17 protein-coding genes and 1 tRNA gene are annotated in these 25115 nt (G+C 54.7%); 11 read left to right on the top strand and 7 right to left on the bottom strand.

The features are described 5' to 3' along the window. Window positions 1-114 precede the first annotated feature (114 nt). Window positions 115-2697, top strand: coding sequence for an ATP-dependent chaperone ClpB (gene clpB / locus H7U06_RS13055; RefSeq protein ID WP_175626568.1), 2583 nt, complete (start codon window positions 115-117; stop codon window positions 2695-2697). A gap of 76 nt (window positions 2698-2773) precedes the next feature. On the opposite strand, the gene putA is transcribed toward clpB, so the two are convergent. The 3 genes from putA to H7U06_RS13070 form a co-directional block, all read right to left on the bottom strand. After that, complete coding sequence (putA, locus tag H7U06_RS13060) at window positions 2774-6481, bottom strand: bifunctional proline dehydrogenase/L-glutamate gamma-semialdehyde dehydrogenase PutA (protein WP_175626569.1); 3708 nt, start codon at window positions 6479-6481, stop codon at window positions 2774-2776. Window positions 6482-6629: 148 nt separating this feature from the next. Further along, entirely contained in the window at window positions 6630-8816 is a 2187-nt protein-coding gene (locus H7U06_RS13065; RefSeq protein WP_175626570.1) for a TonB-dependent siderophore receptor, read from the bottom strand. A 237-nt stretch (window positions 8817-9053) separates the two neighbouring features. Further along, window positions 9054-9977 carry a LysR family transcriptional regulator gene (locus H7U06_RS13070; protein WP_175626860.1) on the bottom strand — a complete coding sequence of 308 codons (924 nt, stop codon included), beginning with the start codon at window positions 9975-9977 and terminating at the stop codon, window positions 9054-9056. 97 nt (window positions 9978-10074) lie between these two features. On the opposite strand from H7U06_RS13070, the gene metE reads away from it, so the two are divergent. From metE to greB, 4 genes are all read left to right on the top strand, one after another. Beyond that, window positions 10075-12363 carry a 5-methyltetrahydropteroyltriglutamate--homocysteine S-methyltransferase gene (gene metE, locus H7U06_RS13075; RefSeq protein WP_175626571.1) on the top strand — a complete coding sequence of 763 codons (2289 nt, stop codon included), beginning with the start codon at window positions 10075-10077 and terminating at the stop codon, window positions 12361-12363. Window positions 12364-12574: 211 nt separating this feature from the next. Next, complete coding sequence (locus H7U06_RS13080) at window positions 12575-13492, top strand: 23S rRNA (adenine(2030)-N(6))-methyltransferase RlmJ (protein WP_175626572.1); 918 nt, start codon at window positions 12575-12577, stop codon at window positions 13490-13492. A 373-nt stretch (window positions 13493-13865) separates the two neighbouring features. Beyond that, on the top strand, window positions 13866-15143 hold the full coding sequence (locus H7U06_RS13085) for an EAL and HDOD domain-containing protein (protein ID WP_175626861.1): 1278 nt from the start codon (window positions 13866-13868) through the stop codon (window positions 15141-15143). A 75-nt stretch (window positions 15144-15218) separates the two neighbouring features. Then, a complete protein-coding gene (gene greB / locus H7U06_RS13090) occupies window positions 15219-15773 on the top strand; it encodes a transcription elongation factor GreB (RefSeq protein WP_175626573.1) in 555 nt (184 codons plus the stop codon). Between the two features lie 41 nt (window positions 15774-15814). Here greB and H7U06_RS13095 read toward each other — a convergent pair whose 3' ends face one another. The 4 genes from H7U06_RS13095 to H7U06_RS13110 all read right to left on the bottom strand — a co-directional run bounded on the left by H7U06_RS13095 (window position 15815) and on the right by H7U06_RS13110 (window position 19991). Continuing rightward, window positions 15815-18019, bottom strand: a complete 2205-nt coding sequence (locus tag H7U06_RS13095) for a bifunctional (p)ppGpp synthetase/guanosine-3',5'-bis(diphosphate) 3'-pyrophosphohydrolase (protein ID WP_370458626.1) — start codon at window positions 18017-18019, stop codon at window positions 15815-15817. Between the two features lie 116 nt (window positions 18020-18135). Beyond that, window positions 18136-18339, bottom strand: a complete 204-nt coding sequence (gene rpoZ, locus H7U06_RS13100) for a DNA-directed RNA polymerase subunit omega (RefSeq protein WP_124575160.1) — start codon at window positions 18337-18339, stop codon at window positions 18136-18138. Window positions 18340-18361: 22 nt separating this feature from the next. Continuing rightward, entirely contained in the window at window positions 18362-19006 is a 645-nt protein-coding gene (gene gmk / locus H7U06_RS13105; RefSeq protein ID WP_175626862.1) for a guanylate kinase, read from the bottom strand. Window positions 19007-19094: 88 nt separating this feature from the next. Continuing rightward, window positions 19095-19991, bottom strand: coding sequence for a YicC/YloC family endoribonuclease (locus tag H7U06_RS13110; RefSeq protein WP_175626863.1), 897 nt, complete (start codon window positions 19989-19991; stop codon window positions 19095-19097). A gap of 179 nt (window positions 19992-20170) precedes the next feature. Between H7U06_RS13110 and H7U06_RS13115 the strand changes: the two genes are divergently transcribed. The 6 genes from H7U06_RS13115 to H7U06_RS13140 all read left to right on the top strand — a co-directional run bounded on the left by H7U06_RS13115 (window position 20171) and on the right by H7U06_RS13140 (window position 25076). Then, window positions 20171-21178: a serine/threonine-protein kinase gene (locus H7U06_RS13115; RefSeq protein WP_175626575.1), complete on the top strand. Its 1008-nt coding sequence runs from the start codon at window positions 20171-20173 to the stop codon at window positions 21176-21178. A gap of 33 nt (window positions 21179-21211) precedes the next feature. Continuing rightward, window positions 21212-22141 (top strand): PP2C family serine/threonine-protein phosphatase, encoded by a 930-nt coding sequence (locus tag H7U06_RS13120; RefSeq protein ID WP_175626576.1) that lies wholly within the window; start codon window positions 21212-21214, stop codon window positions 22139-22141. Between the two features lie 6 nt (window positions 22142-22147). Beyond that, the gene (gene rph, locus H7U06_RS13125; protein ID WP_175626577.1) at window positions 22148-22882 is read left to right on the top strand and encodes a ribonuclease PH; all 735 of its coding nucleotides are present in this window, start codon (window positions 22148-22150) and stop codon (window positions 22880-22882) included. A gap of 126 nt (window positions 22883-23008) precedes the next feature. Continuing rightward, entirely contained in the window at window positions 23009-23593 is a 585-nt protein-coding gene (gene rdgB / locus H7U06_RS13130) for an RdgB/HAM1 family non-canonical purine NTP pyrophosphatase (protein WP_175626578.1), read from the top strand. Next, window positions 23590-24834: a radical SAM family heme chaperone HemW gene (hemW, locus tag H7U06_RS13135; RefSeq protein ID WP_175626579.1), complete on the top strand. Its 1245-nt coding sequence runs from the start codon at window positions 23590-23592 to the stop codon at window positions 24832-24834. The genes rdgB and hemW overlap by 4 nt, the downstream gene beginning before the upstream one ends. 152 nt (window positions 24835-24986) lie before the next feature. Beyond that, window positions 24987-25076, top strand: a tRNA-Ser gene (locus H7U06_RS13140). The last annotated feature ends 39 nt before the right edge of the window (window positions 25077-25115 follow it).

The raw sequence follows: 25115 nt of genomic DNA on the forward strand, positions 1-25115 counted from the left end.
CATTTGGGGCCATACTGCGGGCTTATTACAGCTATTCCGGCATCTCCCGCTTGAAAAGTAGTTGCTTGACCCAATTTTCTTTCCATTAATGAATTCTTCTTTGGAGAGTATGCAATGCGTCTCGATAAACTAACTACCAAGCTGCAGGAAGCGCTCGCTGATGCGCAAAGCCATGCAGTCGGTAACGACAATCAATATATAGAACCGGTACACGTACTGGTCGCCCTGTTAAGCCAGGACGACAGCAGCACGCGTTCGCTGCTGCAGCGTGCCGGTGCCAACATCAATGGTATGACCACCGCGCTGCGCAGCGCACTGGATCGCCTGCCCAAGGTTTCCGGCAATGGCGGCGAAGTGCAGATAGGGCGCGACCTGAGCTCCCTGCTGAATCTGGCCGACAAAGAATCGCAACTACATGGCGACCAGTTCATTGCCACCGAAATGGTCTTGCTGGCCCTGACCGAAGACAAATCGGAAGCGGGCAAGATTGCACGTGAAAACGGGCTGACGCGCAAAGCGCTGGAAGCTGCGATCAAGGCCGTACGCGGCAGTTCGAAAGTGGATTCGGCGGATGGTGAAGGCCAGCGCGAAGCTTTGAAAAAATACACGCTGGACCTGACCGAGCGCGCCCGTATCGGCAAGCTGGATCCGGTCATCGGCCGTGACGATGAAATTCGTCGCGCGATCCAGGTATTGCAACGTCGCTCGAAAAACAATCCGGTCCTGATCGGCGAACCTGGCGTCGGTAAAACCGCCATCGTCGAAGGCCTGGCGCAACGTATCGTCAACGGTGAAGTGCCGGACAGCCTGAAAGGCAAACGTGTGCTGTCGCTGGACATGGCGTCGCTGCTGGCAGGTGCCAAGTACCGTGGTGAATTCGAGGAACGGCTGAAAGCAGTGCTGACCGAGCTGGCCGAAGATGAAGGCCAGACCATCGTCTTCATCGATGAAATGCATACGCTGGTTGGTGCAGGCAAGGCCGAAGGCGCGATGGACGCGGGCAATATGCTCAAGCCTGCGTTGGCGCGCGGTGAGCTGCACTGTGTAGGTGCGACCACGCTGGATGAATACCGTAAATACATCGAAAAAGATGCCGCGCTGGAACGTCGCTTCCAGAAAATCATCGTGGCTGAGCCAACGGTGGAAGCAACCATCGCTATCCTGCGTGGCTTGCAGGAAAAGTATGAGCTGCATCACGGCGTTGATATCACCGATCCGGCTATCGTCGCAGCGGCTGAACTGTCGCATCGCTACATTACTGACCGCTTCCTGCCGGACAAGGCGATCGACCTGATCGATGAAGCTGCGTCGAAGATCAAGATCGAACTCGATTCCAAACCGGAAGTGATGGACAAGCTCGACCGTCGTGTCATCCAGTTGAAGATCGAGCGTGAAGCGATCAAGAAAGAAAAGGATGAAGCGTCGCAAAAACGCCTGGCCCTGATCGAGGAAGAAATCGATCGCCTGGGACGTGAGTACGCTGATCTGGAAGAGATCTGGAAAGCTGAAAAATCGTCGGCCCAGGGTAGCCAGCAGATCAAGGAAGAAATTGAAAAAGTCCGTCTGCAGATGGAAGAGGCGACGCGCAAGAGTGACTGGCAGCGTGTCTCTGAGCTGCAGTACAGCACCTTGCCACAGCTGGAAGCGCAACTGAAGAATGCCGTCAAAGGCGAGGTATCGGGCGGCAAGCCGCAACTGGTACGTACGCAGGTCGGTGCAGAAGAAATTGCCGAAGTCGTTTCGCGTGCTACCGGTATCCCAGTCTCGCGCATGATGACGGGCGAACGCGAGAAGTTATTGCAGATGGAAGATGCGTTGCATAAGCGCGTGGTCGGTCAGCATGAAGCCATCGTTGCGGTGTCTGATGCCATCCGTCGTTCGCGTGCTGGTCTGGGTGATCCGGATCGGCCATATGGTTCCTTCATGTTCCTTGGACCTACCGGCGTTGGTAAAACCGAGCTGTGTAAAGCATTGGCTTCGTTCATGTTCGATACCGAGGAATCGCTGATCCGTATCGACATGAGTGAATTCATGGAGAAGCACTCGGTCGCCCGCCTGATCGGTGCGCCACCAGGTTATGTTGGTTACGAAGAAGGCGGTTACCTGACCGAAGCAGTACGTCGCAAGCCATATTCGGTGATCCTGCTCGATGAAATCGAGAAGGCGCATCCGGATGTCTTCAACGTCCTGTTGCAGGTGCTGGATGATGGACGCATGACGGACGGGCAGGGACGTACGGTGGACTTCAAGAACACCGTGATCGTCATGACCTCCAACCTGGGCTCGCACAAAATCCAGTCGATGGAAGGCAATGAACCTGCGCTGATCAAGATGGCCGTCATGGCTGAAGTGCAAGGTCACTTCCGGCCTGAGTTCATCAATCGCATCGATGAAATCGTGGTCTTCCATGCACTGGATGAAAAGAACATCGGTTCGATTGCGAAGATTCAGTTGCAAGTGTTGGAACAACGCCTGGCACGCATGGATATGTCCATGGATGTCACCGAAGACGCGCTGCAGAAAATCGCAGAAGCCGGATTCGATCCGGTATATGGTGCACGTCCTCTGAAACGTGCGATCCAGCAGCAGATCGAGAATCCTTTGTCCAAGGCTATTCTGGAAGGGAAGTTCGGGCCTAAGGATGTGATTGCGGTGGATGTGCGGGATGGCGACTTGGTGTTTACCAAAAAGATGTAAATGCATCCCTAGCTGCATGGAGTGATAAAAAGCCCGTCATGTGATGAACATGGCGGGCTTTTTTTATACGTTGGGATCAGGCACCTATGGTCATCAGGCTGGCATTGCCGCCAGCTGCTGTTGTATTGATACACAGGGCACGCTCGTTGACGAGACGCCATAGCGGGATAGCATGCGGGAATTCTGTCGTCACGACAGGCACGATGGCACCTTCGCGCGCTGCCAGTGCGATGCGCAGATCCGCTTGGTGCTGGTCGTGTTCCAGCAAGGCGAGACGCAGCTCCTTGCATGCATGCTGATGCTCTATGGTGATGATGCTGGCGCGCAAGTGTGCAGGGAAGTCTGGTGGTACCAGCAATGCAGTGTTTTGCAATAAGACGACCTGGTTCCCGGTCGCATAGACCGCGCACATTTGATTCAGCAATGCTGGCGTTGTTTCAGCGACGCACAGCACGGCACCGCGTGCAGCAAAACCCAAGGTATTGATCTCGCCAGTGACGCCGTGTAAACGGATGATCTTGCCGGACGGACTGGTGCGCACATATTCGACGATGAGCTGGCTAAGTGTTTGCTCTTGGCGCGGAATACTCCAGGTCAGCAGTTCTGCCAGCGCAGTTTCTATGTACCGTGCTTCTTCCCTGTCTTCGTCGTCCGTTTTCTCTATGCTTACGGTGCCGCTATGTTGCAGGCGTTTCAGATAAAACGGGCCGCCTGCCTTGGGGCCGGTGCCGGACAAGCCCTCGCCGCCGAAAGGCTGTACGCCGACTACCGCGCCGACGATGTTGCGGTTCACATAGACGTTGCCGACGTGGGCGTGATGCGTAACGTAAGCTATGGTTTCGTCTATGCGTGTGTGTATGCCCAGGGTCAGACCAAAGCCGGTGGCATTGATATCCCTGATCAATTGCGGCAAGTCGTCGCGCTGATAGCGCAGCACGTGTAGTACTGGGCCAAATACTTCGCGTTTCAATTCGGCGATGCTGTTGATCTCCAGGATGCAAGGTGCGACAAAAGTGCCATTTTCAGCTGTTGCCGGTAACGTCAATTCATAAATTTTTTTATCTGCGTTTTGCGCGATGTAGTCCCGCAGATGTCCTTGTGCCTCTGCGTCTATCACCGGACCTACATCTGTCAGCAGACGATCAGGATTGTCGATCTGCAGTTCCTGCATCGCGCCTTTCAGCATATGCAGGGTTGTTTCGGCGATGTCGGTCTGAAGGCACAAGACACGCAGCGCAGAACAACGTTGGCCTGCACTGTCGTAAGCAGAGCTGATGACGTCATGTACTACTTGTTCACATAGGGCAGACGAGTCGACGATCATGGCGTTCTGGCCGCCGGTTTCTGCAATCAACGGGATGTCCCTGGCTTCTGCGATGCTGCGTCGTGCCAGCTTGCGATTGATGCTGCGTGCGACTTGTGTCGAGCCGGTGAAGGCCACGGCTGAAACACGTTCATCTGCGACCAGCTGTGCACCGATAGTCTCGCCATTGCCGGGCAGATAGAGCAAAACATTTTCAGGTACACCGGCCTGGTGCAATAGCTGTACCGCGCGGAAAGCGATCAGTGGTGTTTGTTCGGCTGGCTTCGCAATGACGACATTGCCTGCCGCCAGTGCTGCGCTGAGTTGCCCGGTAAATATGGCTAAAGGAAAATTCCATGGACTGATACAAGCGACCAGTCCTAGCGGTGGTGCACCTTCCGACGCGATGGCTTGCGTGCTGTAGTAACGCAGGAAGTCGATAGCCTCGCGCAGTTCGCCGATTGCATTCGGCAAGGTTTTGCCCGCTTCGCGTACGGCCAGTGCAATGAATTCGTCTGCATGTTGCTGGAACAAATCTGCGGCACGCAGCAAGATGGCGGCTCGCTGCTCCGCGGTGTGCGCTTGCCATGTACTCATGCCTGTCACTGCATGAGCGATTGCCTGCTCGGCATCAAGCTGGTTCGCGTGGGCTACCGTGCCGACCACATCGTTGTGATCTGCCGGATTGCGTATCGCGATGGCTGCGCCATATATCGCTGCACCCGTCAAAGGCAGCGCATGCCATTGTTGTTTGCCGTAGGCGCTTAAGCTTGCGCTGAGTGCACGCAAGACATGTTCATCGCTCAGGTCTATGCCGCTGGAATTTTGCCTTTCCGCGCCATATAGATCGACCGGTAAGGGTAGCGCCGGATGTGGCTGACCTGCGTACTGTGCAGCGAGTGCAACCGGGTCTTGCAGCAGTTGGTCTATGCTGATGTGCTCATCGACGATTTGATTGACGAATGACGAGTTGGCTCCATTCTCCAGCAGTCGTCGCACCAGATAGGCGAGCAGGGTTTCGTGGGTACCGACCGGTGCATAGATGCGGCAAGGCACGTTCAAATGTTCAGGGCCGACGATCTGGTCGTACAAGGTCTCGCCCATGCCGTGCAGGCACTGGAACTCATAATCAGTTACCTGCAATGCTTGTGCCTGTTGATAAATGGTGGCGAAGGTCAGTGCATTGTGGGTGGCGAATTGCGGATAGATGACGTCGTTGGCAGCGAGCAGTTTTTGCGCACAGACCAGATAGGAGAGGTCGGTATAGGCTTTACGCGTATAAACCGGATAGCCGGACAAACCATCCACTTGCGCACGCTTGATTTCGGTATCCCAGTACGCACCCTTGACCAGTCGAACCATGAATTTCCGGCTGCTGCGATGAGCCAGGTCTATTAGGTAATTGATGACGTAAGGGCAGCGGTTTTGATAGGCCTGTACGACGAAACCCAAGCCATCGTAACCTGCCAGCTCAGGATCAGCCGCCAGCGCTTCCATCAAATCCAGTGACAGTTCCAGTCGGTCTGCTTCTTCCGCATCAATGTTGAGACCGATGTCGTACTGCTTTGCCAGCAGTAACAGCTGTTTCAGGCGTGGCAGCAGTTCCTGTATGACACGCGTACCTTGTGCGCGCGTATAGCGCGGGTGCAGCGCCGACAACTTGACGGAGATGCCGGGACCGTTGCGTATGCCGCGTTGTGCGCTGGCTTTGCCGATTGCGTGTATCGCGGCGGTATAGGATAGATAGTAAGCCTCCGCATCGGCTGCGGTCATCGCCGCTTCGCCCAGCATGTCGTAGGAGTAGCGATAGCCGTGCTTTTCATGTTCACGACTGTTTTCCAGTGCTTCTTCTATCGTTTTTCCGGCGACAAACTGGCTGCCCAGCATGCGCATGGCGAGATCGACACCTTTGCGTATCAGCGGTTCACCGCCTTTGTTGATGAGGCGGGTCAGGGCGGCACCCAGGCCATCTTCGCTGGCGCTGTGCAGCAATTTGCCGGTAATGAGCAAGCCCCAACTGGCGGCGTTGACGAAGAGTGAGGGCGAGGTGCCGAGATGGCGTTGCCAGTCACCTTTGCTGATCTTGTCTGCAATCAGGCGATCCGCAGTCTGGTGGTCGGGTATGCGCAGCAGCGCTTCGGCCAGGCACATCAGGGCGATGCCTTCTTCTGACGACAGCGAGAATTCATGCATCAAAGCGTCGACACCAGAGGCGTGGCTGCGTTTGGCGCGTACGCTGGTCACCAGTTGTTTTGCGAGTGCCCGGCTGGCACTTTGCAAAGCCGGATTGCTTGAGATCTGCATCAGCAAATTTTGTACGGCGGTGATTTCATCGAGCCGGTAAGCACTGCTGATGGCATCACGTAATGGCGTGGCGGTAGTAGATACTTCTGCGGCAAAGGAGGAAAAGGGGGACTCGGACGAAGCAGTCCGATTTTGATTTGCTGCTGAGCTGGTAACGATATCGTTAGGGGTAGCCATAGCCTGATGCGCCAAGTAAATGAGTCATCCTATAGCAGACAGCATACAGCGGAGAGTGCGGCGATTAAAGCGGTTTTGAAAAATAAGCGCTGCATGATGAGCCCATGCCGGGACCATCATGCTGCGGGCAGATCAGGTTCTTTACCGATCAGAACAGGTGCGACAGGCGCACGTAGACCGAGCGATAGGTTGGTTCGCTGATGTAGGAAGTTTGTGTCAGTACATTGGCCGTATTAAATGCCTGCGTTAAACGTTTTTCCTTGGATGCAAACAGATTCAACGCCGATACATTGAGCGAGGTTTGCGGCGTCAATTGGGTGCGTGCACTCATGTCGAAGCGGGTGAGCGATTCGACTTTGTTGCGGGCGTATGTATTGTTGGCCAATTTGTAGTGCTGGTCGTAGCCACTGGAGAAGTTCGCACTTGCACCCAGCGTGGTTTTGATTGATGGCAGGAACCAATCCATACCCAGATTGGCGATGCGATCCGGCTGATCAAGGAAACGACGTTTTTCACCGGTCTGTTTTGAGATCAGGCTGGTTTTGACCGCAGTCAGATTCGACCACAAAGTCAGATTACGCGAACCACCGATCACACTAAAAGGAATGCGTGCTTCCAGTTCTACGCCATACATGGTGCCGTCACCGCCATTCTGTGGACGTGACACATAGCGTGTACCCTCCAGCGCAGTGATATTTTCCAGCTTGTCGGAGAAGTCGCGCTTGAAGCCTTTGGCGCTCAGCAAGCCCTGACGTCCTGCGATGAAATGATCGATCGCGACGTCGTAGCCGATGATGCTTTCAGGGCTTGCGTTTGGATTGCCGGCAGTATCTGGTGTCGCGAAGGAGTTGGTGGTGACTGTGCTGACAGTTGGAGACAAATCACGCAAGACCGGTCGACGTACAGTCTTGGCGAAGCCAGCACGTAAATCGGTACTTTCGTTTAAGGCCTGACGTAAGCTGATGGACGGCAGCAGCGCATTGTCATCTTTGGTGGTGGTGCCGCCAAAATAGTCGCGGGTGCGCACAGAAGCGCGTTCCTGGCGTACACCTACGGTGATCAAATTTCCAGGCATCAGACGCATGCTGTCCTGGACATAGAGACTAGTGATCTCTTCCTTGATGTTGTAGCGACGATTCAACGCCGGTGTCGCAACTACGCCGTTGGTGCGATCTGCATTGTCTTCACCGCGTTCTTCCGTAGAACGGCCGATACCATATTCAAGCGTGTGTTTGTCTAGTGTTGTTGTTGCCGATATCTTGGTTTTGAACAGATCGAGATCGATTGCTTCCTGGCGTTGACGTGTCTGATCCAGGTTGCCTGCTGCGTTGTAACGTTTGGAGTCACGTGTCGTATTCTCGCTGGCATTCTGGCGATCAAAGGATGCATTGATTTCTGTATTCCCCGAGAACTGATGTTTCCATGCACCGTACAAGCCCTTGTTTTCCCTGGTGCGTTTGCGGTCTTCGTCTTCCAGTCGGGTCACTGTCTGCCGGTTTGCCGCCAGTGTGCGGGTGGTGTCATCACGGTACTCGGTAGTACGCATGTAGGATGGTTCCAATACCAGACTGTTGTTGCTGTCGATATTGATATCGATGCGCGGCGTGAAGTTGGCTTGTTCAAAGCGACGCTTGTTTATATTTAAAGTGCTGCCTGCAATCGCGGCACCACTTGCATTATTCAAAAACGTATCGCGACTTTCCGAGCGACGTTGCTGCTGTACACCGCCAGTCAGCGTCATGCGGACTTTCTCATTACCCAGCGTGTAGAAAATCGTCGCATCTCCCACCGGGCCGTTGTGCTCCAAAGCACCTGCACCGACACTAACTTCATTCGGCAAAGCCTTGGCGCCCTGTTTCAGGATGATGTTCACTGTACCGGCAGCGCCTTGTGCATCCTGGCTGGCGAGTGGTGTATGGATGATTTCTATGCGCTCCACCATGGAGCTCGGTATGCGGTCCACTTGCACCGTACGTTCCGCGCTGCCGTCCAGTATGCGGCGGCCATTGATCGTTACCTGCGTGTACTCACGACCGATATTGCGCAGCTGGATTTCACGCGCACGGTTGGCGCCATCGAAAGACACGCCAGGCAAACGACGCATTGCATCGCCCAGTGGCTGATCGCCGAACTGGTTCAGTTGTTCTGCATCGATGACGGTTTTTTGATTGATGGCCTCATGTCGTGCTTCGTGTGCACTTTGGGCAGCACTATCAATTTTGTCGGCAGTGACGGAGATGGCAGGTAAGGATGGATCGTCTACAGTCTGTGCAAAGACGGTGTGCGAGATGAGGGTGGCAATTATTGCTACGGTTTTTCGTTGAAAGGGGATCATGGACAGCCTGTATTGAGAAGTCTGGCGGGCTGGCAACATGCCTGGCTGGCTACTGGATAGTGTTTGTTGCTTTCTTGCTAAATGGCAACGGCGAGGATTATAACTTCAATAATAATGAGAATCATTACTATTTGTATATAAGCGTGCTCTTATTTCAGGGCGCGCTTAAATCCAACACATGCTTCGGCGCACAGATGGCGTCGGGGAGGAGGGGCTATAAGGCAGGCGTGTGCAAATTTACAGCAATTCCACACTATCCAGATTCAGGTAACAGCTTTCGCGCGTGGTGCTCACAAAGTCCGCCAGATAAGGCTGTTCCGATACCTCGGGCAGACAGGCGGCATACAGTCGCCCCGTCAGGCCTTCACGGGTGATGCGCTTGGCTTTGACGTAATCACGGTTCAGATAGTTTTGTGCCGCCCACACCGGCAAGGTTGCGATGCCGCGTCGGCTGGCAACCAGTTGCAGCATGGCGACGGTCAGTTCGGTCGTGCGGCGTGCGACTTGCACACCGGCCGGCTTGAGCACCTGGCGTACCACGTCCAGCATATCGTCCGGTACCGGGTAAGTGATCAGTGTGTCGCCGATGAAGTCCTCGGCAGTGAGGAATTCCTTGTCGGCCAGTGGATGGTCGTGCGCTACCAGGGCGACGATTTCAAAACGGAACAGTGCGTGGTAATCGACTTTTTCATCAGGATCGATTTCGGCGACGATGGCGACGTCGGCACGGTGTTCATATAGCAGACCGACCGGATCGGCCTGGAAGCCGGAGACGATGTCTAGCTCGACTTCCGGCCAGCGGCCGCGGAATACATCCATCGCCGGCATCAGCCAGTCGAAGCAGGTATGGCATTCGACTGCGATGCGTAATTGTCCGGCGACGCCTTGCGCCAGCCGCACCAGGTCGCGCTCGGTCTCGGCGACTTGCGGCAAGACGGTATCGGCCAGCTTCAGCAAGCGTTCACCGGCCGGGGTGAAGCGCACCGGTGTGGTCTTGCGTTCAAACAGCGTCGTGCCGTGATGATCCTCTAACTGCTTGATTTGATGCGATAAAGCAGATTGGGTGACATTCAGCAGTGAAGCCGCACGGAGCAGGTTGCCTGCTTCGCGCAGGGCCAGCAGGGTTTTCAGGTGGCGTAATTCAAGGATGGATTGCACTATGAATTTTTCTCATGATGAATCTTAAAATTTATCGTTTGAATCATAGTTCATCTGCGCGCACCATGGCAAGCTTCAAAAATCTATATCGGAGTTGGGCATGGCTAAGGCGCATATTTTGGGTTTCCCTCGCATCGGGGCCCAGCGCGAATTGAAATTTGCCGTCGAATCGTACTGGCGCGGCGATACGGGACTCACAGCCTTGCAGGAAACCGGCAGGGCCTTGCGCCAACGTCATTGGGCGATACAGGCAGCAGCCGGGCTGGATTATGTGTCAGTGGGCGATTTCGCCTGGTATGACCAGGTTTTGAATACGCTGGCTTTGCTCGGCGCGGTGCCTACCCGTTTTAAATTCGCCCCGAAGAAGTTGACGCTTGCGGACTACTTCACGCTGGCACGCGGTAATCCCGAGCACTTTGCGATGGAAATGACTAAATGGTTTGATACCAACTACCACTACCTGGTGCCTGAGTTCACGGCTGATATCAGTTTCGACGGCGGTGTGGATTGGCTGTTTGAAGAAAATGCCGAAGCGGTCGCCCTGGGTCATGCGACCAAGGTCACGCTGGTCGGTCCATTGAGCCTGCTGTATCTTGGCAAGATCAAATCCGGCGTCGCGCATAAACTTGATCTGTTGCCCAAGGTGATCGCAGGCTATCAGCGCGTGTTGCAGCGCTTGCAGGAGGCAGGCGTAGAGTGGGTGCAGATTGATGAACCTATCCTGGCGCTGGACCTGGACGCCACATGGCGAGCCGCGTTTGCGCCGACTTACCAGGTCTTGTCGCCGGTCGCGCCCAAGCTGCTGTTGGCCACTTACTTCGATCAGGTGCGGGAACACAGCGCCTTGCTGCGCAACCTGCCGGTAGCCGGTGTGCATCTGGATCTGGTGCGTGGTATCGGGCAGTTGCCAGCATTCCTGCAAGACTGGCCGCAGGATCGTGTGTTGTCAGCAGGCGTAATCGATGGTCGTAATATCTGGCGTGCTGATCTGGATAGCGCGCTGGCCTTGCTACAACCCTTGCATGCAGTGTTGGGTGAATGCTTGTGGGTCAGTGCAAGTTGCTCCTTGCTGCACGTACCGGTGGATCTGGCGCATGAAAACAAACTGGATGCCGAACTCAAAGGCTGGCTGGCGTTTGCAACACAAAAGGTTGCCGAAATCACGGCACTCAAACGCGCGTTGAATGGCGAAGAGCAAGCAGTGCAAGCGCAGTTCACTGCGGCTGCTTTGGCGGTCGCAGCACGCAAGGTTGCACCGCGCATACATAATCCTTTGGTGCAGAAGCGCCTGCGTCAGATCGACGACATTCCAGCGACGCGCAAAAATGTATTTGCCGACCGCATCGTCAAGCAGCAAGCGCGTTTCAATTTGCCTGCTTTCCCGACCACGAATATTGGTTCCTTCCCGCAAACAACGGGTATCCGTCAGGCGCGTGCACAGTACAAGCGTGGCGAGATGGGGCATCTGGATTACCTGAACCGCATGCGCGAAGAAGTGCGTCTGGTAGTGCAGAAGCAGGAAGAGATAGGTCTCGATGTGCTGGTGCATGGTGAGCCGGAACGCAACGATATGGTCGAGTACTTTGGCGAGCAATTGTGGGGCTATGCTTTCACTGCGAACGGTTGGGTACAGAGCTATGGTTCGCGCTGCGTCAAACCACCGTTCATCTACGGTGATGTGTACAGACCGGAAGCGATGACCGTGGGCTGGAGCGAGTACGCGCAGAGCCTGACCAGCAAGCCGATGAAGGGCATGCTGACGGGGCCGGTCACCATGTTGCAATGGTCTTTCGTGCGTGATGATCAGCCGCGTGAGCAGACAGCTTTACAGATCGCATTGGCATTGCGTGATGAAGTGGTCGACCTGGAAAAAGCCGGCATCGGCATGATACAGATTGATGAACCTGCATTCCGCGAAGGCTTGCCGTTGAAGGCTGCGGACTGGCCGCACTATCTGGATTGGGCGGTGCAGGCTTTCCGCATCACTGCTTCCGGCGTGCAAGACGATACGCAGATCCATACGCACATGTGCTACTCTGAATTCAACGATATTTTGCCGTGGATTGCGGCGATGGATGCTGATGTGATCACCATCGAAACTTCACGTTCGGATATGGAGTTGCTGGATGGCTTTGGAGAGTTTGCCTATCCGAATGATATCGGTCCCGGCGTCTACGATATCCATTCGCCACGCGTACCTAAAGTGGAGGAAATGCAGCGCCTGTTGCGTAAGGCGCGTGGCGTGATTCCTGACCAGCGTTTGTGGGTGAATCCGGATTGCGGCCTGAAAACGCGTGGCTGGCCGGAAACCACTGCAGCTTTGGAGAATATGGTGCTGGCGGCGCGTATCTTGCGGACAGAGGTCGCAAAGCAGGGGCAAGCCGCCTGAGCGGTGCGGCATCGGTAAGCAAAACGGGTACATGTCTGGCACTGTACCCGTTTTTTCATGGTGAACAGCGTTACGGCGGCGGTGAGACGCCTGTATACGCGGTAATCGTATGTATTCAAGCCGGTAATTGTTAGAATGACGCATTACGGGGCCGCACCGGCTGTATTGCGCGGCTTTCCACCCATCATTCTTGCCAAGATAGACATTCCCTATGTTGAGTTACCGTCATGCCTTTCATGCAGGCAATCACGCCGATGTACTCAAGCATCTGGTCCAGATTCAGTTGCTGAAATACCTGAATCAAAAAGATACGCCTTACATGTATATCGATACCCATTCGGGTGCCGGTGTGTATGCACTCGATGGCAACTACGCCGCAAAAAATGCCGAGTTCGAAACCGGTATTTCCAAACTTTGGGATCGCAAGGATTTGCCGGAACCGCTGGTCGATTATGTGCAGGTCATCAAGGCGCTGAATCCTAGCGGCAAGCTGCGCTATTACCCGGGCTCGCCTTACTGTGCAGATGCCATCATGCGTGAACAGGATCGATTGCGTTTGTTTGAATTGCATCCGGCTGACAGCAAGCTGCTGGCAGATAATTTCCGCAAGCTGGAAGCGCACGCTGCCGAGCAGGGCAAGCGTCCGACCGTGCGCGGCAAGCGCGTCATGATAGAACGTGCGAACGGCTTCCAGGGCCTGAAAGCATTGCTGCCACCGCCATCGCGTCGTGGCCTGGTGCTGATTGATCCACCGTATGAAGACAAGACTGATTACCGCACCGTGGTGCAAACGGTTTCCGATGCGTTGACACGTTTTGCTACGGGTACGTACGCAGTCTGGTATCCGGTACTCAATCGTCTCGAATCGCGCCAGATGCCGGATAAGTTAAAACGCCTGCCTGCAAATGGCTGGTTAAATGTCACATTATCGGTGACGACGCCGTCGCCGGACGGTTTTGGTTTGCACAGCAGTGGTATGTTTGTGCACAACCCGCCGTGGACGCTGGAACCCATGCTACGCGAGTTGATGCCGTATCTGGTTAAAACTCTGGGTGGTGATGAGGGTGCCGGTTTTACGCTGGAATCGGGTCAAACTGTCGCGACGAATACCGGAACGCGGCGAGTATAGGGGCAGGAGGAAGCTCGTAACAATTGTTGTACCGAAAAACCACAGACATTTCTGTTTTCTACATATAGAAAACACAAGGGAAACGGAGGGCTTGCGTCGAGGAAATATTAACGGAATAATGGCCTGAATAGATTTGCAGCAGCAGCTACAAATTGCCAGTCCGTTTTATGACTCGTAGTCTGTGGTGAGACACCATCCATCCATGCGGTATCGTCTAAAGAATAAAAATGAAGATATCGTCCGGATGTACAGAATGTTTGATCGTTTGTGAATGCTGCGATGCCCGTGCATGGCAGGCATTTTTCAAGATTTGACAGGGACGTGCCTTGGTTGATCTATGCGTTCTGCTTAATAAACAGAGACCACAATCTTGATGATCACCAACCTCAATCAGCATTTGCCTGATGACCATCCCCGCGTAAAGGAGTTCTTCCTGGCGCGACAACCTATATTGAACACCGACCAGGATCTGGTCGCGTATGAATTATTGTTCCGTCGCGCCTCGTCCGGTCCCGCCAATGTGGTGGATGACCTGGCTGCTACCGCTTCTGTGATCGCGCATGCGTCCGAGCTTGGGATAGGTAATGTCATCGGTAATTCATTGGGCTTCTTCAACGTCGATGCTGCAGTGCTGATGTGCGATTTCGTGAATTTCCTGCCTAGCGACAAGGTCGTGCTGGAAATCCTGGAGACGGTAGAGATTACGCATGAATTGGTCGAACGTGTTACAGAATTGGTGAGACAAGGTTTTACATTTGCGCTGGATGACGTGATTTCGCATTCAGATGAGCTGAGGAATCTGCTACCGCTGATCAAGATCATCAAGATCGATATCACCGGCATGAGTCACACCGAGCTGAGCAAACTGGCCGCGCATTTCCGTAACGAAGGCAAGCTCTTGCTGGCAGAGAAAGTCGAAACAGTCGAGCAATTCGAGGCTTGCATGGAACTCGGTTTCCATTACTTCCAAGGCTACTACTTCGCGCGTCCTGTCATCCTCTCCGGTAAAAAGCTCGCACCGTCGCAACTCGCGATCATGCAACTGATGACGCTCATCATGGCTGACGCTGAGACTGCTGAAATCGAACGCAATATCAAGAAAGATGCATCACTGGTACTGACCTTGCTGCGCCTGGCCAACACGCCTGGTGTCGGCGTCACGCAGCGGATAGATTCATTGGGACAAGCGCTGACCGTGCTGGGGCGCCGCCAATTGCAACGCTGGTTGCAGATCATCCTGTACGCTGAACATAACAAAGGCAGCCACTTCACTTCACCTTTGCTGCAACTGGCGACGACGCGCGGCAAACTACTGGAACTGATCACCGAACAACTGCGTCCTGATAATCGTTCGATGGCAGACACGGCTTTCACCGTCGGCATCATGTCGCTGATGGATACGCTGTTTGGCCAGTCCATGGAAGAAATCCTGGATCAGGTTTCGGTAGTAGACGAAGTCACTGACGCCTTGCTGTATCGCAAGGGCTTTTATGGTGATTTGCTGAAACTGGCGGAATACATAGAGCAAATAGAAAAGACCGGTGCCTTGCTGATTCCTACCTTGCAGAAATTGGAACTATCGATAGAGGATCTGTACGCCTTGCAACTGACTGCGTTTGAATGGAGCAACAACGTATCTGCTTGCGTCTGATTCTTCCCTGGTAATTCCTCGCCTTTCCTGATACTGCCTGCGACTTGCAGGCACGCATGACGTTAAAATAGCGGCATGACGAATCAAGCTAATACCAACGACAACGATGATGACGACGGCGACAACAGCGCGCCGCCGATTCCTGCTGGCTCCAAGAATTACATGACGCCGCAGGGGCATCTGCGTATGAAAACCGAACTGCTGAAACTGATCGATGTAGAGCGGCCGGAAGTGGTGCAAATCGTTTCCTGGGCAGCGTCGAATGGCGATCGCTCTGAAAACGGTGACTACATCTACGGCAAACGCCGCCTGCGCCAGATAGACGGCCGTATCCGCTTTCTCACCAGGCGCCTGGATCTGGCCGAAGTGGTGGACCCGAGCATCCATCACGGCAGCGACCAGATATTTTTCGGTGCGACCGTACGCTATGAAACGCAGTCCGGCGAAGAGCAGACGGTCACCATACTCGGCATCGATGAACTGGATCCGTTGAATGGCAAGATCAGCTGGATATCGCCGGTTGCGCGTGCGCTGACCAAGGCACGCGAAGGTGATACCGTGATCCTGAAAACACCAGGCGGTCTGGAAGAATTATTGATACTGGAAGTGAGCTATCCGGCCCCGCAATGAGGCCAGATTAGAAGTGAAGGTAAGCGTAAGGCTAAGACTACTTAGCCTTTGTCACGCAACAGACGGGTGACGCCCGGGATACTGCGCAGATTGCGCATCAGGCGCGCCAGATGCACGCGATCTTCGACCTGTACCGTGAAGTGCAGGTAAGTGATCATGTGGTCCTTGTCTTCATCCATACCCACATGCGTGATGTTCGAGTCGGACTCACCGATCTCTGCTGCGACGCGTGCAAGTATGCCTTTTTCATTACGAGCCAGCAGCGTGATGCTGCAGTCGAAACGACGATCAATATCCGAGCCCCAGACCACATCGATCCAGCGATCCGGTTCTTTCAAGCGCTGTCTTCTGCCGACGTCACAATCATGCGTATGGATAGTCAGGCCCTGGTCGCGCTTCATCTGGCCGATGATGGTGTCACCCGGGATAGGCTGGCAACAGGAGGCCAGTTGTACCGATACGCCTTCGCTACCGTAGATGACGACAGGATCAATTTTCTTCGGCAAGACTTCGCCATCGGCATCGATCTGCGGACGCGGTACCAATTGATCGTTCTCGACCATGCCGAGGATGTGACGTGCCACCAATGCGGCCATGCGTTTGCCAACGCCGATGTCGGCATACAAATCGTCCAGCGATTTCGCGCTCGACTCATTCAGCAGACGTTCAGCTACCGGGGCTGGCAGTTCAGGATCGAGATTCAGGGTCACCAGTGCTTGCGATAGCAGGCGGCGCCCCAGTTCTATTGATTCGGTCAGGTTAATGGTGCGCAGGTGATGCCGGATCGCCGAGCGTGCCTTGCCGGTACGTACGAAGCCCAGCCAGTTCGGATTCGGGCGCGAGGTCGGTGAAGTAATGATCTCGACGATGTCGCCGTTGCGTAATTCGGTGCGCAGCGGTACCTGTTCCAGATTGATTTTGACTGCAATGGTCTGGTCGCCGATGTCGGTGTGGATCGTGTAGGCGAAATCCAGTGCCGTCGCACCGCGTGGCAACGCGATGATTTTTGACTTCGGCGTGAAGACGTAGACAGAGTCGGGGAACAGGTCGACCTTGACGTGTTCCAGGAACTCGGCGGAGTCGCCAGTCTGTTTCTGGATATCGAGCAAGGATTGCAGCCAGGCGTGTGTGCGTTGCTGAAGGTCGGACAGGCTGCCTTCATCGTCCTTGTACAGCCAGTGCGCAGCGACACCGGATTCGGCAACGCGATGCATGTCCTGGGTACGGATCTGGAACTCAATCGGCGTACCGTACGGGCCGATCAATGTGGTGTGCAGCGACTGGTAGCCATTCAGTTTCGGAATGGCGATGTAGTCTTTGAACTTGCCTGGCATAGGCTTGAACAGCGCATGCAGGGTGCCGAGCGCGACATAGCAATTCGCAAAGCTGTCGACCACGACACGGAAGCCGTAGATATCCAGCACTTGCGAGAAAGACAGACGCTTGTTCAGCATCTTGGTGTAGATGCCGTACAGGGTTTTTTCGCGGCCGTAGACTTGTGCCGGGATGCCGGTTGCGTCCAGCGTGTTATTGACCGATTCGAGGATCTTGCTGACCACTTCGCGACGATTGCCGCGTGCTGCCTTGACTGCCTTGGCCAGCGTTTTATAACGCATAGGGTACAAGTGCGAGAAGGCGAGGTCTTGCAATTCGCGATAAATATTATTGAGGCCGAGCCTATGTGCAATCGGTACATAGACTTCCATCGTTTCGCGTGCGATACGACGTTTTTTGACAGGTGCCATCGAACCGAGCGTGCGCATATTGTGCAGGCGGTCGGCCAGTTTGACGAGTATGACGCGCACATCGCGCGCCATCGCCAGCAGCATTTTGCGGAAATTTTCCGCCTGTGCTTCTACCTGGCTTTGGAATTCGATTTTTTCCAGCTTGGACAGACCATCGACCAGATTTGCGACCGGCGCGCCGAAGCGTTCGATCAACTCATCTTTGCGGACATCCTGGTCTTCCATCACATCATGCAGCAGCGCTGCCATGATGGCTTGTGCATCCAGCTTCCAGTCGGCGCAGATTTCCGCGACAGCGATAGGGTGCGAGATATAGGGTTCGCCCGACATCCGCATCTGACCCAGATGTGCTTCATCCGAGAAGCGATAGGCTTCCTTGACCTTCTTCAGTTCGGAAGGCGTCAGGTACTCGGATAGTTTGGTCGTGAGCTGCGTGACCGAAGCTACACCAGCGACAGGTGCTGGTGTGGTGGCGGTGGATGCGGTTTTCTTTTGAGGCATTTTGGCCGAGCGGTCAGGAACCGCTCGGTTAGTTGAAGCGATGGATGCTGTTGAATCTGTAGGTGTCAGGTTCATACTGATAGTCTATCAGCCGCATCGCGGTTAGCCAGAGATTATTAGCTAGGGACTTTTTTCAACATTTCAAGGCCGACATGGCCAGCAGCGATTTCGCGCAGGGCGATCACGGTTGGTTTGTCTTTTGCATCGACTTTAGGTGTGTGGCCTTGCAACAACTGACGTGCGCGATAAGTCGCTGCGAGGGTCAGTTGGAAACGGTTGGGAACTTGTTTGAGGCAGTCTTCGATAGTAATGCGGGCCATACGTACTCCTAAAAATTCGATATCAGCTTAAATTGGCATGAATGCCCAATTGGGCGAACAGGGATGCGTTGCGAGTTGACTGTTGTGCAAAGCGACAACGAGCGGCTTTTACGATCGCGCTCAACTCAGCTAAAGCAACGGTAAAGTCTTGATTGATAATAACATATTCGAACTCGGAAGCGTGCGCGATTTCGCCGCCCGCAGCGAGGATACGACGAGTAATCACGTGATCTTCGTCCTGGCCGCGTTTTTTCAGGCGTTCTTCCAGGGCGGCGATCGACGGTGGCAGGATAAAAATGCCGAGCGCATGCGGGAATTGCTTTTTGACCTGCTGCGCGCCTTGCCAGTCAATTTCCAGCAGCACGTCGGTGCCAGCAGCGATCTGATCAGCAATTTGTATGCGGGAAGTACCGTAATAGTTGCCAAAAACCTCAGCAGATTCGAGAAATTCATTGGCCTGGCGGCGTGCCAGAAAGTCATCTGGTGTTGTAAAGAAATATTCACGGCCGTGCTGTTCACCTGGGCGCGGCTGGCGCGTGGTGTAGGAAATCGACAATTTGATGGCCGGTTCCTGTTGCAACAGGGCATTAACCAGACTGGATTTGCCCGCGCCAGACGGGGCAACGACTAAAAACAGGCTGCCGGAAGAATGGACTTGCTCAGACATCGGTGTCCTTGATGAATGGTTGAATATGAAAGCGATAGTTCGCAATGGCTATCGCTGATATGCGATTGTAGCGCCGCTGTCTGCGGATTTACTCCAGATTTTGTACCTGTTCACGCATTTGTTCGATCAGCAGTTTCATCGCCATCGATGCGTCGGACAGTTCCTTGACTGCCGCCTTGGAGCCGACCGTGTTGGCTTCGCGGTTCAGCTCTTGCATCATGAAATCCAGGCGTTTGCCGACCTGGCCACCTTTTTTCAGGATGGCGCGGGTTTCGCTGAGGTGGGCAGCGAGGCGGGTCAGTTCTTCCGCCACGTCGACGCGTATACCGTACAGCGTGACTTCCTGGCGAATACGATCCAGTGCTTCTTCGCGCGTGACGCTGGCTTGCGCGTTGCCATTGCCAGCGGCTAGTCCCAGTGCTTCCATCATGCGTTCGGTGGCTTTTTGCTGGAACTGGGCGACGACCTGCGGCATCAGCGGTGTGATTTTTTGCACAATGGCTTCCATGTCGTCCACACGTGACAACAACATGGTTTGCAGCGCAGTACCTTCACGTTCGCGACTTTCGACGAAGGCATTCATGGTGGTTTGCATCGCTGCGGCGACATCCGCCTGCAGGGTTTCCTGGCTCATCTCGGCTTCTTCGATCACGCCGGGCCAGCGCAATAATTCATTGACCGAGAGTGGGGCGGCATCGGCGAAGCGGCTGCGTACTTCAGCTTGCAGCTTGGCGACGGCGTCCAGTGCGCCCTGGTTCAGTGCCTGCGTCGCACCGTTGGCGACTTTACGGCCAAAGCTCAGGCGGCATTCGACCTTGCCACGGGTGAGGCGAGCCATGATGGCTTCACGCAACACCGGTTCCAGTGCGCGTAAATCATCGTTAATACGGAATTGCAAATCAAGGAAGCGCGAGTTGACGCTTTTGACCTCTATGGTCAAGGTGCCACTGCTGGTCTCATGGGTGGTGACGGCATAGCCGGTCATGCTGCAAATGGTCAAAATGAGTTCCTCGTTTTTCTTTACAAAGCGGCGATTTGTCCACACAATCCACAACGAACAAGGTTGCCGGATAGCGGTAGCCGGAAAAGGGATGAGCCTGTTTGCTGGCGCGCTTTCGCCGTGCTGTATTTCCCAGGCTCGCTAGACATTATTTATAGGACGACATGGCTGCGCAAAACAATGCCCCGTTGCCGGATGGTTTGGAAATCGCTGGATATCGCATTGTAAAGAAGATTGCGTCTGGCGGGTTCAGTATTGTCTATCTGGCCTACGATGAAGATGGCAATGCGGTCGCCATCAAGGAATACCTGCCGAGCTCGCTGGCGCTGCGCCAGCCGGGCGAACTGGTTCCGGCGATTTCACCGGAAAACCTGCCGGTCTTCCGTATCGGCCTGAAATGCTTCTTCGAAGAAGGCCGTGCGCTGGCACGTATCGCCCATCCGAACGTGGTGAGCGTGACCAACTTCTTCCGCGCTAACGAAACCGTGTATATGGTGATGGGCTACGAGTCCGGTCGTTCCTTGCAGGACCACATCCTGCGTCGTCGAGACAAGGGCGAGAAACCGCTGGTTTCGGAGCGCTTCATTCGCAAAATGTTCAGCCACGTGATGAACGGCTTGCGCGAAGTTCATACGAATAAACTGCTGCATCTGGATCTGAAGCCAGCCAACATTTATCTGCGCGTAGACGGCACGCCCATCCTGCTGGACTTCGGCGCAGCACGCCAGACCTTGCAATCCGATATGCCCAAGCTGTATCCGATGTACACACCGGGTTTTGCAGCACCTGAGCTCTACGTGAAGAACGGTAGTCTCGGACCTTGGACAGATATTTACAGCATAGGCGCATCGATGTTCGCCTGCATGGTAGGCGCCCCGCCGCAACCGGCAGACCAGCGCAAACTGAATGACAAGATGGATGGCCACTTCAATAAGCTGGAAGGCGTCTATTCATCCGACCTGATCAAGGTCATCCGCTGGAGCCTGATGGTCGATCCGCTGGAGCGTCCGCAAAGCGTATTTGCATTGCAAAAAGCCTTGCGCGAGCCAGCGCCGGAACAGCAGGGCGACGCCAAGCTGCAGCAAGTGGCGCGCAAGATTAAAAACATATTCAACAATATGGGTAAACGCTCGTCCAACGTATCGACTACGATACAAGAACATACGCGTTAAACTTACCCTAACTCATTCCGACCCGACCCAGCCATGCGATTCTCCGTCTACCAAGAAAGCCATATAGGCGGTCGCAAGAACAACCAGGACCGCATGGGCTACAGCTTCACGCGTGATGCCTTGCTCTTGCTGGTAGCTGACGGCATGGGTGGTCACATCATGGGTGAAATGGCGGCGCAGATTGCGATGCAAACCATCGCTTCGATGTTCCAGGAAAATGCCACACCTTACGTCAAGAAGCCGGAGCGCTTCCTCGAAGACAGCTTCTTTGCCGCGCATCGCGAAATCCATCGCTACCGCGCCATCAATAATCTGCCGGAAACGCCACGTACCACCATCGTCGCCTGCCTGATCCAGCACAATAGTGCGATGTGGGCGCATTGCGGTGATTCGCGCCTGTACTGGATGCGTAACGGCCAGATCCTGGCGCGCACACGCGACCACTCGCGGATAGAAACCCTGATTGCACAAGGCAAGGTTGATCCGTCGGAACGCGATACGCATCCGGAGCGCAACAAGCTATTCAACTGCCTCGGTGCGCCGAACATGCCCATCGTTGAAATTTCGCGCCGTGCCAGCCTGCAGGCGGGCGATATCATGTTGCTGTGCTCGGACGGTCTGTGGTCGGTCTTGCCGGATCACGAACTGGCGCAGCGCCTGCATAACAACACCATCGTGCGTGCGGTTCCTGAATTACTCACGACTGCTACTGGCATCGCCGGTAAAACAGGGGATAATGTCACCGCTTTGGCGATGATGTGGGAAAGCAGCGAAAACCTGCATGGCAACAGCACCATCACCACGCACACCTTGCCGATAGGCAGTGTCACCACCACGATCCAGGCGCCACGGCACCTCGATCTGGAAAATGCAGACACCTATAACGATTCAGAAATCGAAAAAGCGATTGAGGAAATCCGCAACGCTATCGATAAATCATCACGTATCACTTCCAGGAATTAAAGCCACATGTCGTATGAAAATCGTCCCAGCGGACGCGCCGCTGACGCCTTGCGCGCCATCAAACTGACCCGTAACTACACCAAGCATGCCGAAGGTTCGGTCCTGATTGAGTGCGGCGATACCAAAGTCATTTGCACCGCCAGCATCGAAGATCGCGTGCCTGGCTTCCTCAAGGGCAAAGGCCAGGGCTGGTTGACAGCTGAATATGGCATGCTGCCGCGCTCGACACACACACGCATGGATCGCGAAGCTGCACGTGGCAAGCAATCCGGCCGTACCCAGGAAATCCAGCGCCTGATCGGCCGCTCACTGCGCGCCGCGTTTGACTTGCAGGGATTTGGCGAGCGTACCTTGCATCTGGATTGCGACGTCATCCAGGCCGACGGTGGCACACGCACCGCAGCGATTACCGGCACCATGGTTGCTGCTTACGATGCGTTCAGCAAACTGGTCGCGCAAAACGTCATTCCGGCGATTCCGCTCAAGCATTTTGTGGCTGCGATCTCGGTCGGCGTTTATAAAGGCCAGCCAGTGCTGGATCTGGACTACGCGGAAGACTCGGATTGCGATACCGACATGAACATCGTCATGACTGATGCTGGCCACTTCATCGAAGTGCAGGGCACGGCAGAAGGTGCTGCTTTCGACCGCGCGACCATGGACAAATTGCTGGACCTGGCGCAAGACGGCATCAGCGACCTGATCGTGCTGCAAAAACAGGCCTTGGCAATAGCTGCGTAAAATAGAGCCTGCGCTGCGCGGACTTGCTTTTATGTAAATATCGCAGCGCCTGGCCCCAGCGGTAGTGTCAAATCACCCGGCTGTATTTGAGGCCGGGTTTTTTATCGTTTTTATTTTCGGATCATCATGTCGCGTACCCTTATCCTCGCCTCCAATAACCAAGGTAAATTAAAAGAATTCAGTGCCTTGCTGTCATCCATCAATTTTGATGTGCACGCACAGGGCGAATTCAACGTACCGGAAGCGGAAGAACCGCACGTCACCTTCGTGGAAAACGCGATCGCCAAGGCGCGTCACGCGGCACGCCTGACCGGCAAACCAGCACTGGCCGACGACTCTGGCGTCTGCGTCAATGCACTGGGCGGTGCACCGGGCGTGTACTCGGCACGCTATGCTGGTGAACCCAAATCCGATCAACGTAACAATGAAAAACTCATCGCTGACCTCTCTGCGCATGTGGATAAATCCGCCTACTACTATTGCGTGCTGGTCTTCGTTCGTCACGCTGACGACCCGCAACCGGTAATCGCAGAAGGTCGCTGGAATGGTGAAATGCTGGCGGAGCCACGGGGGCAGGGCGGCTTTGGTTACGATGCTTATTTCTGGTTGCCGGAGCAGCAAAAAACAGCTGCAGAATTAACAGCTGAAGAAAAAAATCGCCTGTCCCATCGCGGCCAGGCCTTGCGTGCCCTGATAGAAAAATTGCGATGATCCCGATTAAACCGATCAGCGCCGACGTCGCTGCTGCGCTCGATCACTCGGGACCGGCACGCGTTGCCACGACCTATCTGAAGCCAGGTGCGTTAAGCCTGACTGCATTGCCGCCGCTGTCGCTGTATGTACATTTCCCGTGGTGCGTGAAGAAGTGTCCTTATTGTGATTTCAACTCGCATGAAGCGACCGGCGGTTTCCCGGAAGATGAATACCTGTCCGCCTTGCGCGCTGACCTCGAGATGGCTTTGCCACTGATCTGGGGCCGCAAGATTTATACGATCTTCATCGGTGGCGGTACACCTAGCCTATTGTCCGCCGCAGGACTGGATCGCCTGCTATCCGACATCCGTACCTTGCTGCCGCTGGACGGCGCGGTCGAAATCACGATGGAAGCCAACCCGGGCACCTTTGAAGCGGAAAAATTCAAGTCCTACCGTGCCAGCGGCATCAATCGCCTGTCGATAGGTATACAGAGCTTTAATCCACGACATCTGCAAGCGTTGGGCCGTATCCATGACGGTGACGAAGCACGTCGCGCAGTGGACATTGCCGCCAGCAACTTCGACAACTTCAATCTCGACCTGATGTATGCATTGCCATCGCAAACGCTGGACGAGGCACGGCAGGACGTGCAAACGGCGATCAGCTATGCGCCACCGCATTTGTCGCTGTATCACCTGACGATGGAGCCGAACACGGTCTTCGCCAAATATCCGCCTAACGTGCCGGATGACGATACCAGTGCCGACATGCAGGACATGATAGAGCAGGAAACCAGTGCCGCCGGTTACCAGCACTACGAAGTCTCCGCCTATGCGCAGCCCAAGCGCCAGGCGCGGCATAACCTCAACTACTGGCAGTTCGGTGACTACCTTGGCATAGGTGCAGGCGCGCACACCAAACTCTCATTCCCGCATCGCGTGATCCGTCAGGCGCGTTACAAACAGCCGAAAAGCTATATGGAGCAAATGCGCCTCGGCAATCCTATCCAGGAAGAAAAGGAAATCACGCGCGACGAACTTGGTTTTGAATTCATGCTCAACGCGATGCGTCTGGTCGAAGGCGTGGAGGTCAACATGTTCGCCGAACGCACCGGCATGCCGTTGAATGCAGTGGAGCGGGCGCTAAACGAGGCTGAAGCCAAGGGTTTGCTCTACCGCGACCATAAAACCATCAAGCCGACAGTGCTGGGCCAACGCTTCCTGAATGATTTGCAGGAAATGTTTCTGGCGGATTGAAACAAATAATCGCCGGACAGTCGGCAATTCCAGGGGAGTTAGGTATAATGCGACCTCTTGGAAGTTGATGGACTGCTTCGCCGGTTAATTGCACGCTCGTGCAATGCGTAGTAAATCGGACGGATGTGGTTTCTTCGTCAACATCTCAAAACGGAAGTGTGGCCGAGTGGTTGAAGGCACCAGTCTTGAAAACTGGCGACGGTTTATCCCGTTCGTGAGTTCGAATCTCACCGCTTCCGCCATTATTCCGTTCCTGCTATTCCCTCACGACATGTGCCGTT

This window comes from Herminiimonas sp. Marseille-P9896, from assembly GCF_903993245.1.
In the GTDB taxonomy this organism is placed as follows: Bacteria; Pseudomonadota; Gammaproteobacteria; order Burkholderiales; family Burkholderiaceae_D; genus Oxalicibacterium; species Oxalicibacterium contaminans.

Excerpts from the sequence above, each read along its gene's own strand:
- clpB (WP_175626568.1), top strand. The coding sequence starts at position 115 with ATGCGTCTCGATAAACTAACTACCAAGCTGCAGGAAGCGCTCGCTGAT.
- putA (WP_175626569.1), bottom strand. The coding sequence starts at position 6,481 with ATGGCTACCCCTAACGATATCGTTACCAGCTCAGCAGCAAATCAAAAT.
- H7U06_RS13065 (WP_175626570.1), bottom strand. The coding sequence starts at position 8,816 with ATGATCCCCTTTCAACGAAAAACCGTAGCAATAATTGCCACCCTCATC.
- metE (WP_175626571.1), top strand. The coding sequence starts at position 10,075 with ATGGCTAAGGCGCATATTTTGGGTTTCCCTCGCATCGGGGCCCAGCGC.
- H7U06_RS13080 (WP_175626572.1), top strand. The coding sequence starts at position 12,575 with ATGTTGAGTTACCGTCATGCCTTTCATGCAGGCAATCACGCCGATGTA.
- H7U06_RS13085 (WP_175626861.1), top strand. The coding sequence starts at position 13,866 with ATGATCACCAACCTCAATCAGCATTTGCCTGATGACCATCCCCGCGTA.
- greB (WP_175626573.1), top strand. The coding sequence starts at position 15,219 with ATGACGAATCAAGCTAATACCAACGACAACGATGATGACGACGGCGAC.
- H7U06_RS13095 (WP_370458626.1), bottom strand. The coding sequence starts at position 18,019 with ATGCCTCAAAAGAAAACCGCATCCACCGCCACCACACCAGCACCTGTC.
- rpoZ (WP_124575160.1), bottom strand. The coding sequence starts at position 18,339 with ATGGCCCGCATTACTATCGAAGACTGCCTCAAACAAGTTCCCAACCGT.
- gmk (WP_175626862.1), bottom strand. The coding sequence starts at position 19,006 with ATGTCTGAGCAAGTCCATTCTTCCGGCAGCCTGTTTTTAGTCGTTGCC.
- H7U06_RS13110 (WP_175626863.1), bottom strand. The coding sequence starts at position 19,991 with ATGACCGGCTATGCCGTCACCACCCATGAGACCAGCAGTGGCACCTTG.
- H7U06_RS13115 (WP_175626575.1), top strand. The coding sequence starts at position 20,171 with ATGGCTGCGCAAAACAATGCCCCGTTGCCGGATGGTTTGGAAATCGCT.
- H7U06_RS13120 (WP_175626576.1), top strand. The coding sequence starts at position 21,212 with ATGCGATTCTCCGTCTACCAAGAAAGCCATATAGGCGGTCGCAAGAAC.
- rph (WP_175626577.1), top strand. The coding sequence starts at position 22,148 with ATGTCGTATGAAAATCGTCCCAGCGGACGCGCCGCTGACGCCTTGCGC.
- rdgB (WP_175626578.1), top strand. The coding sequence starts at position 23,009 with ATGTCGCGTACCCTTATCCTCGCCTCCAATAACCAAGGTAAATTAAAA.
- hemW (WP_175626579.1), top strand. The coding sequence starts at position 23,590 with ATGATCCCGATTAAACCGATCAGCGCCGACGTCGCTGCTGCGCTCGAT.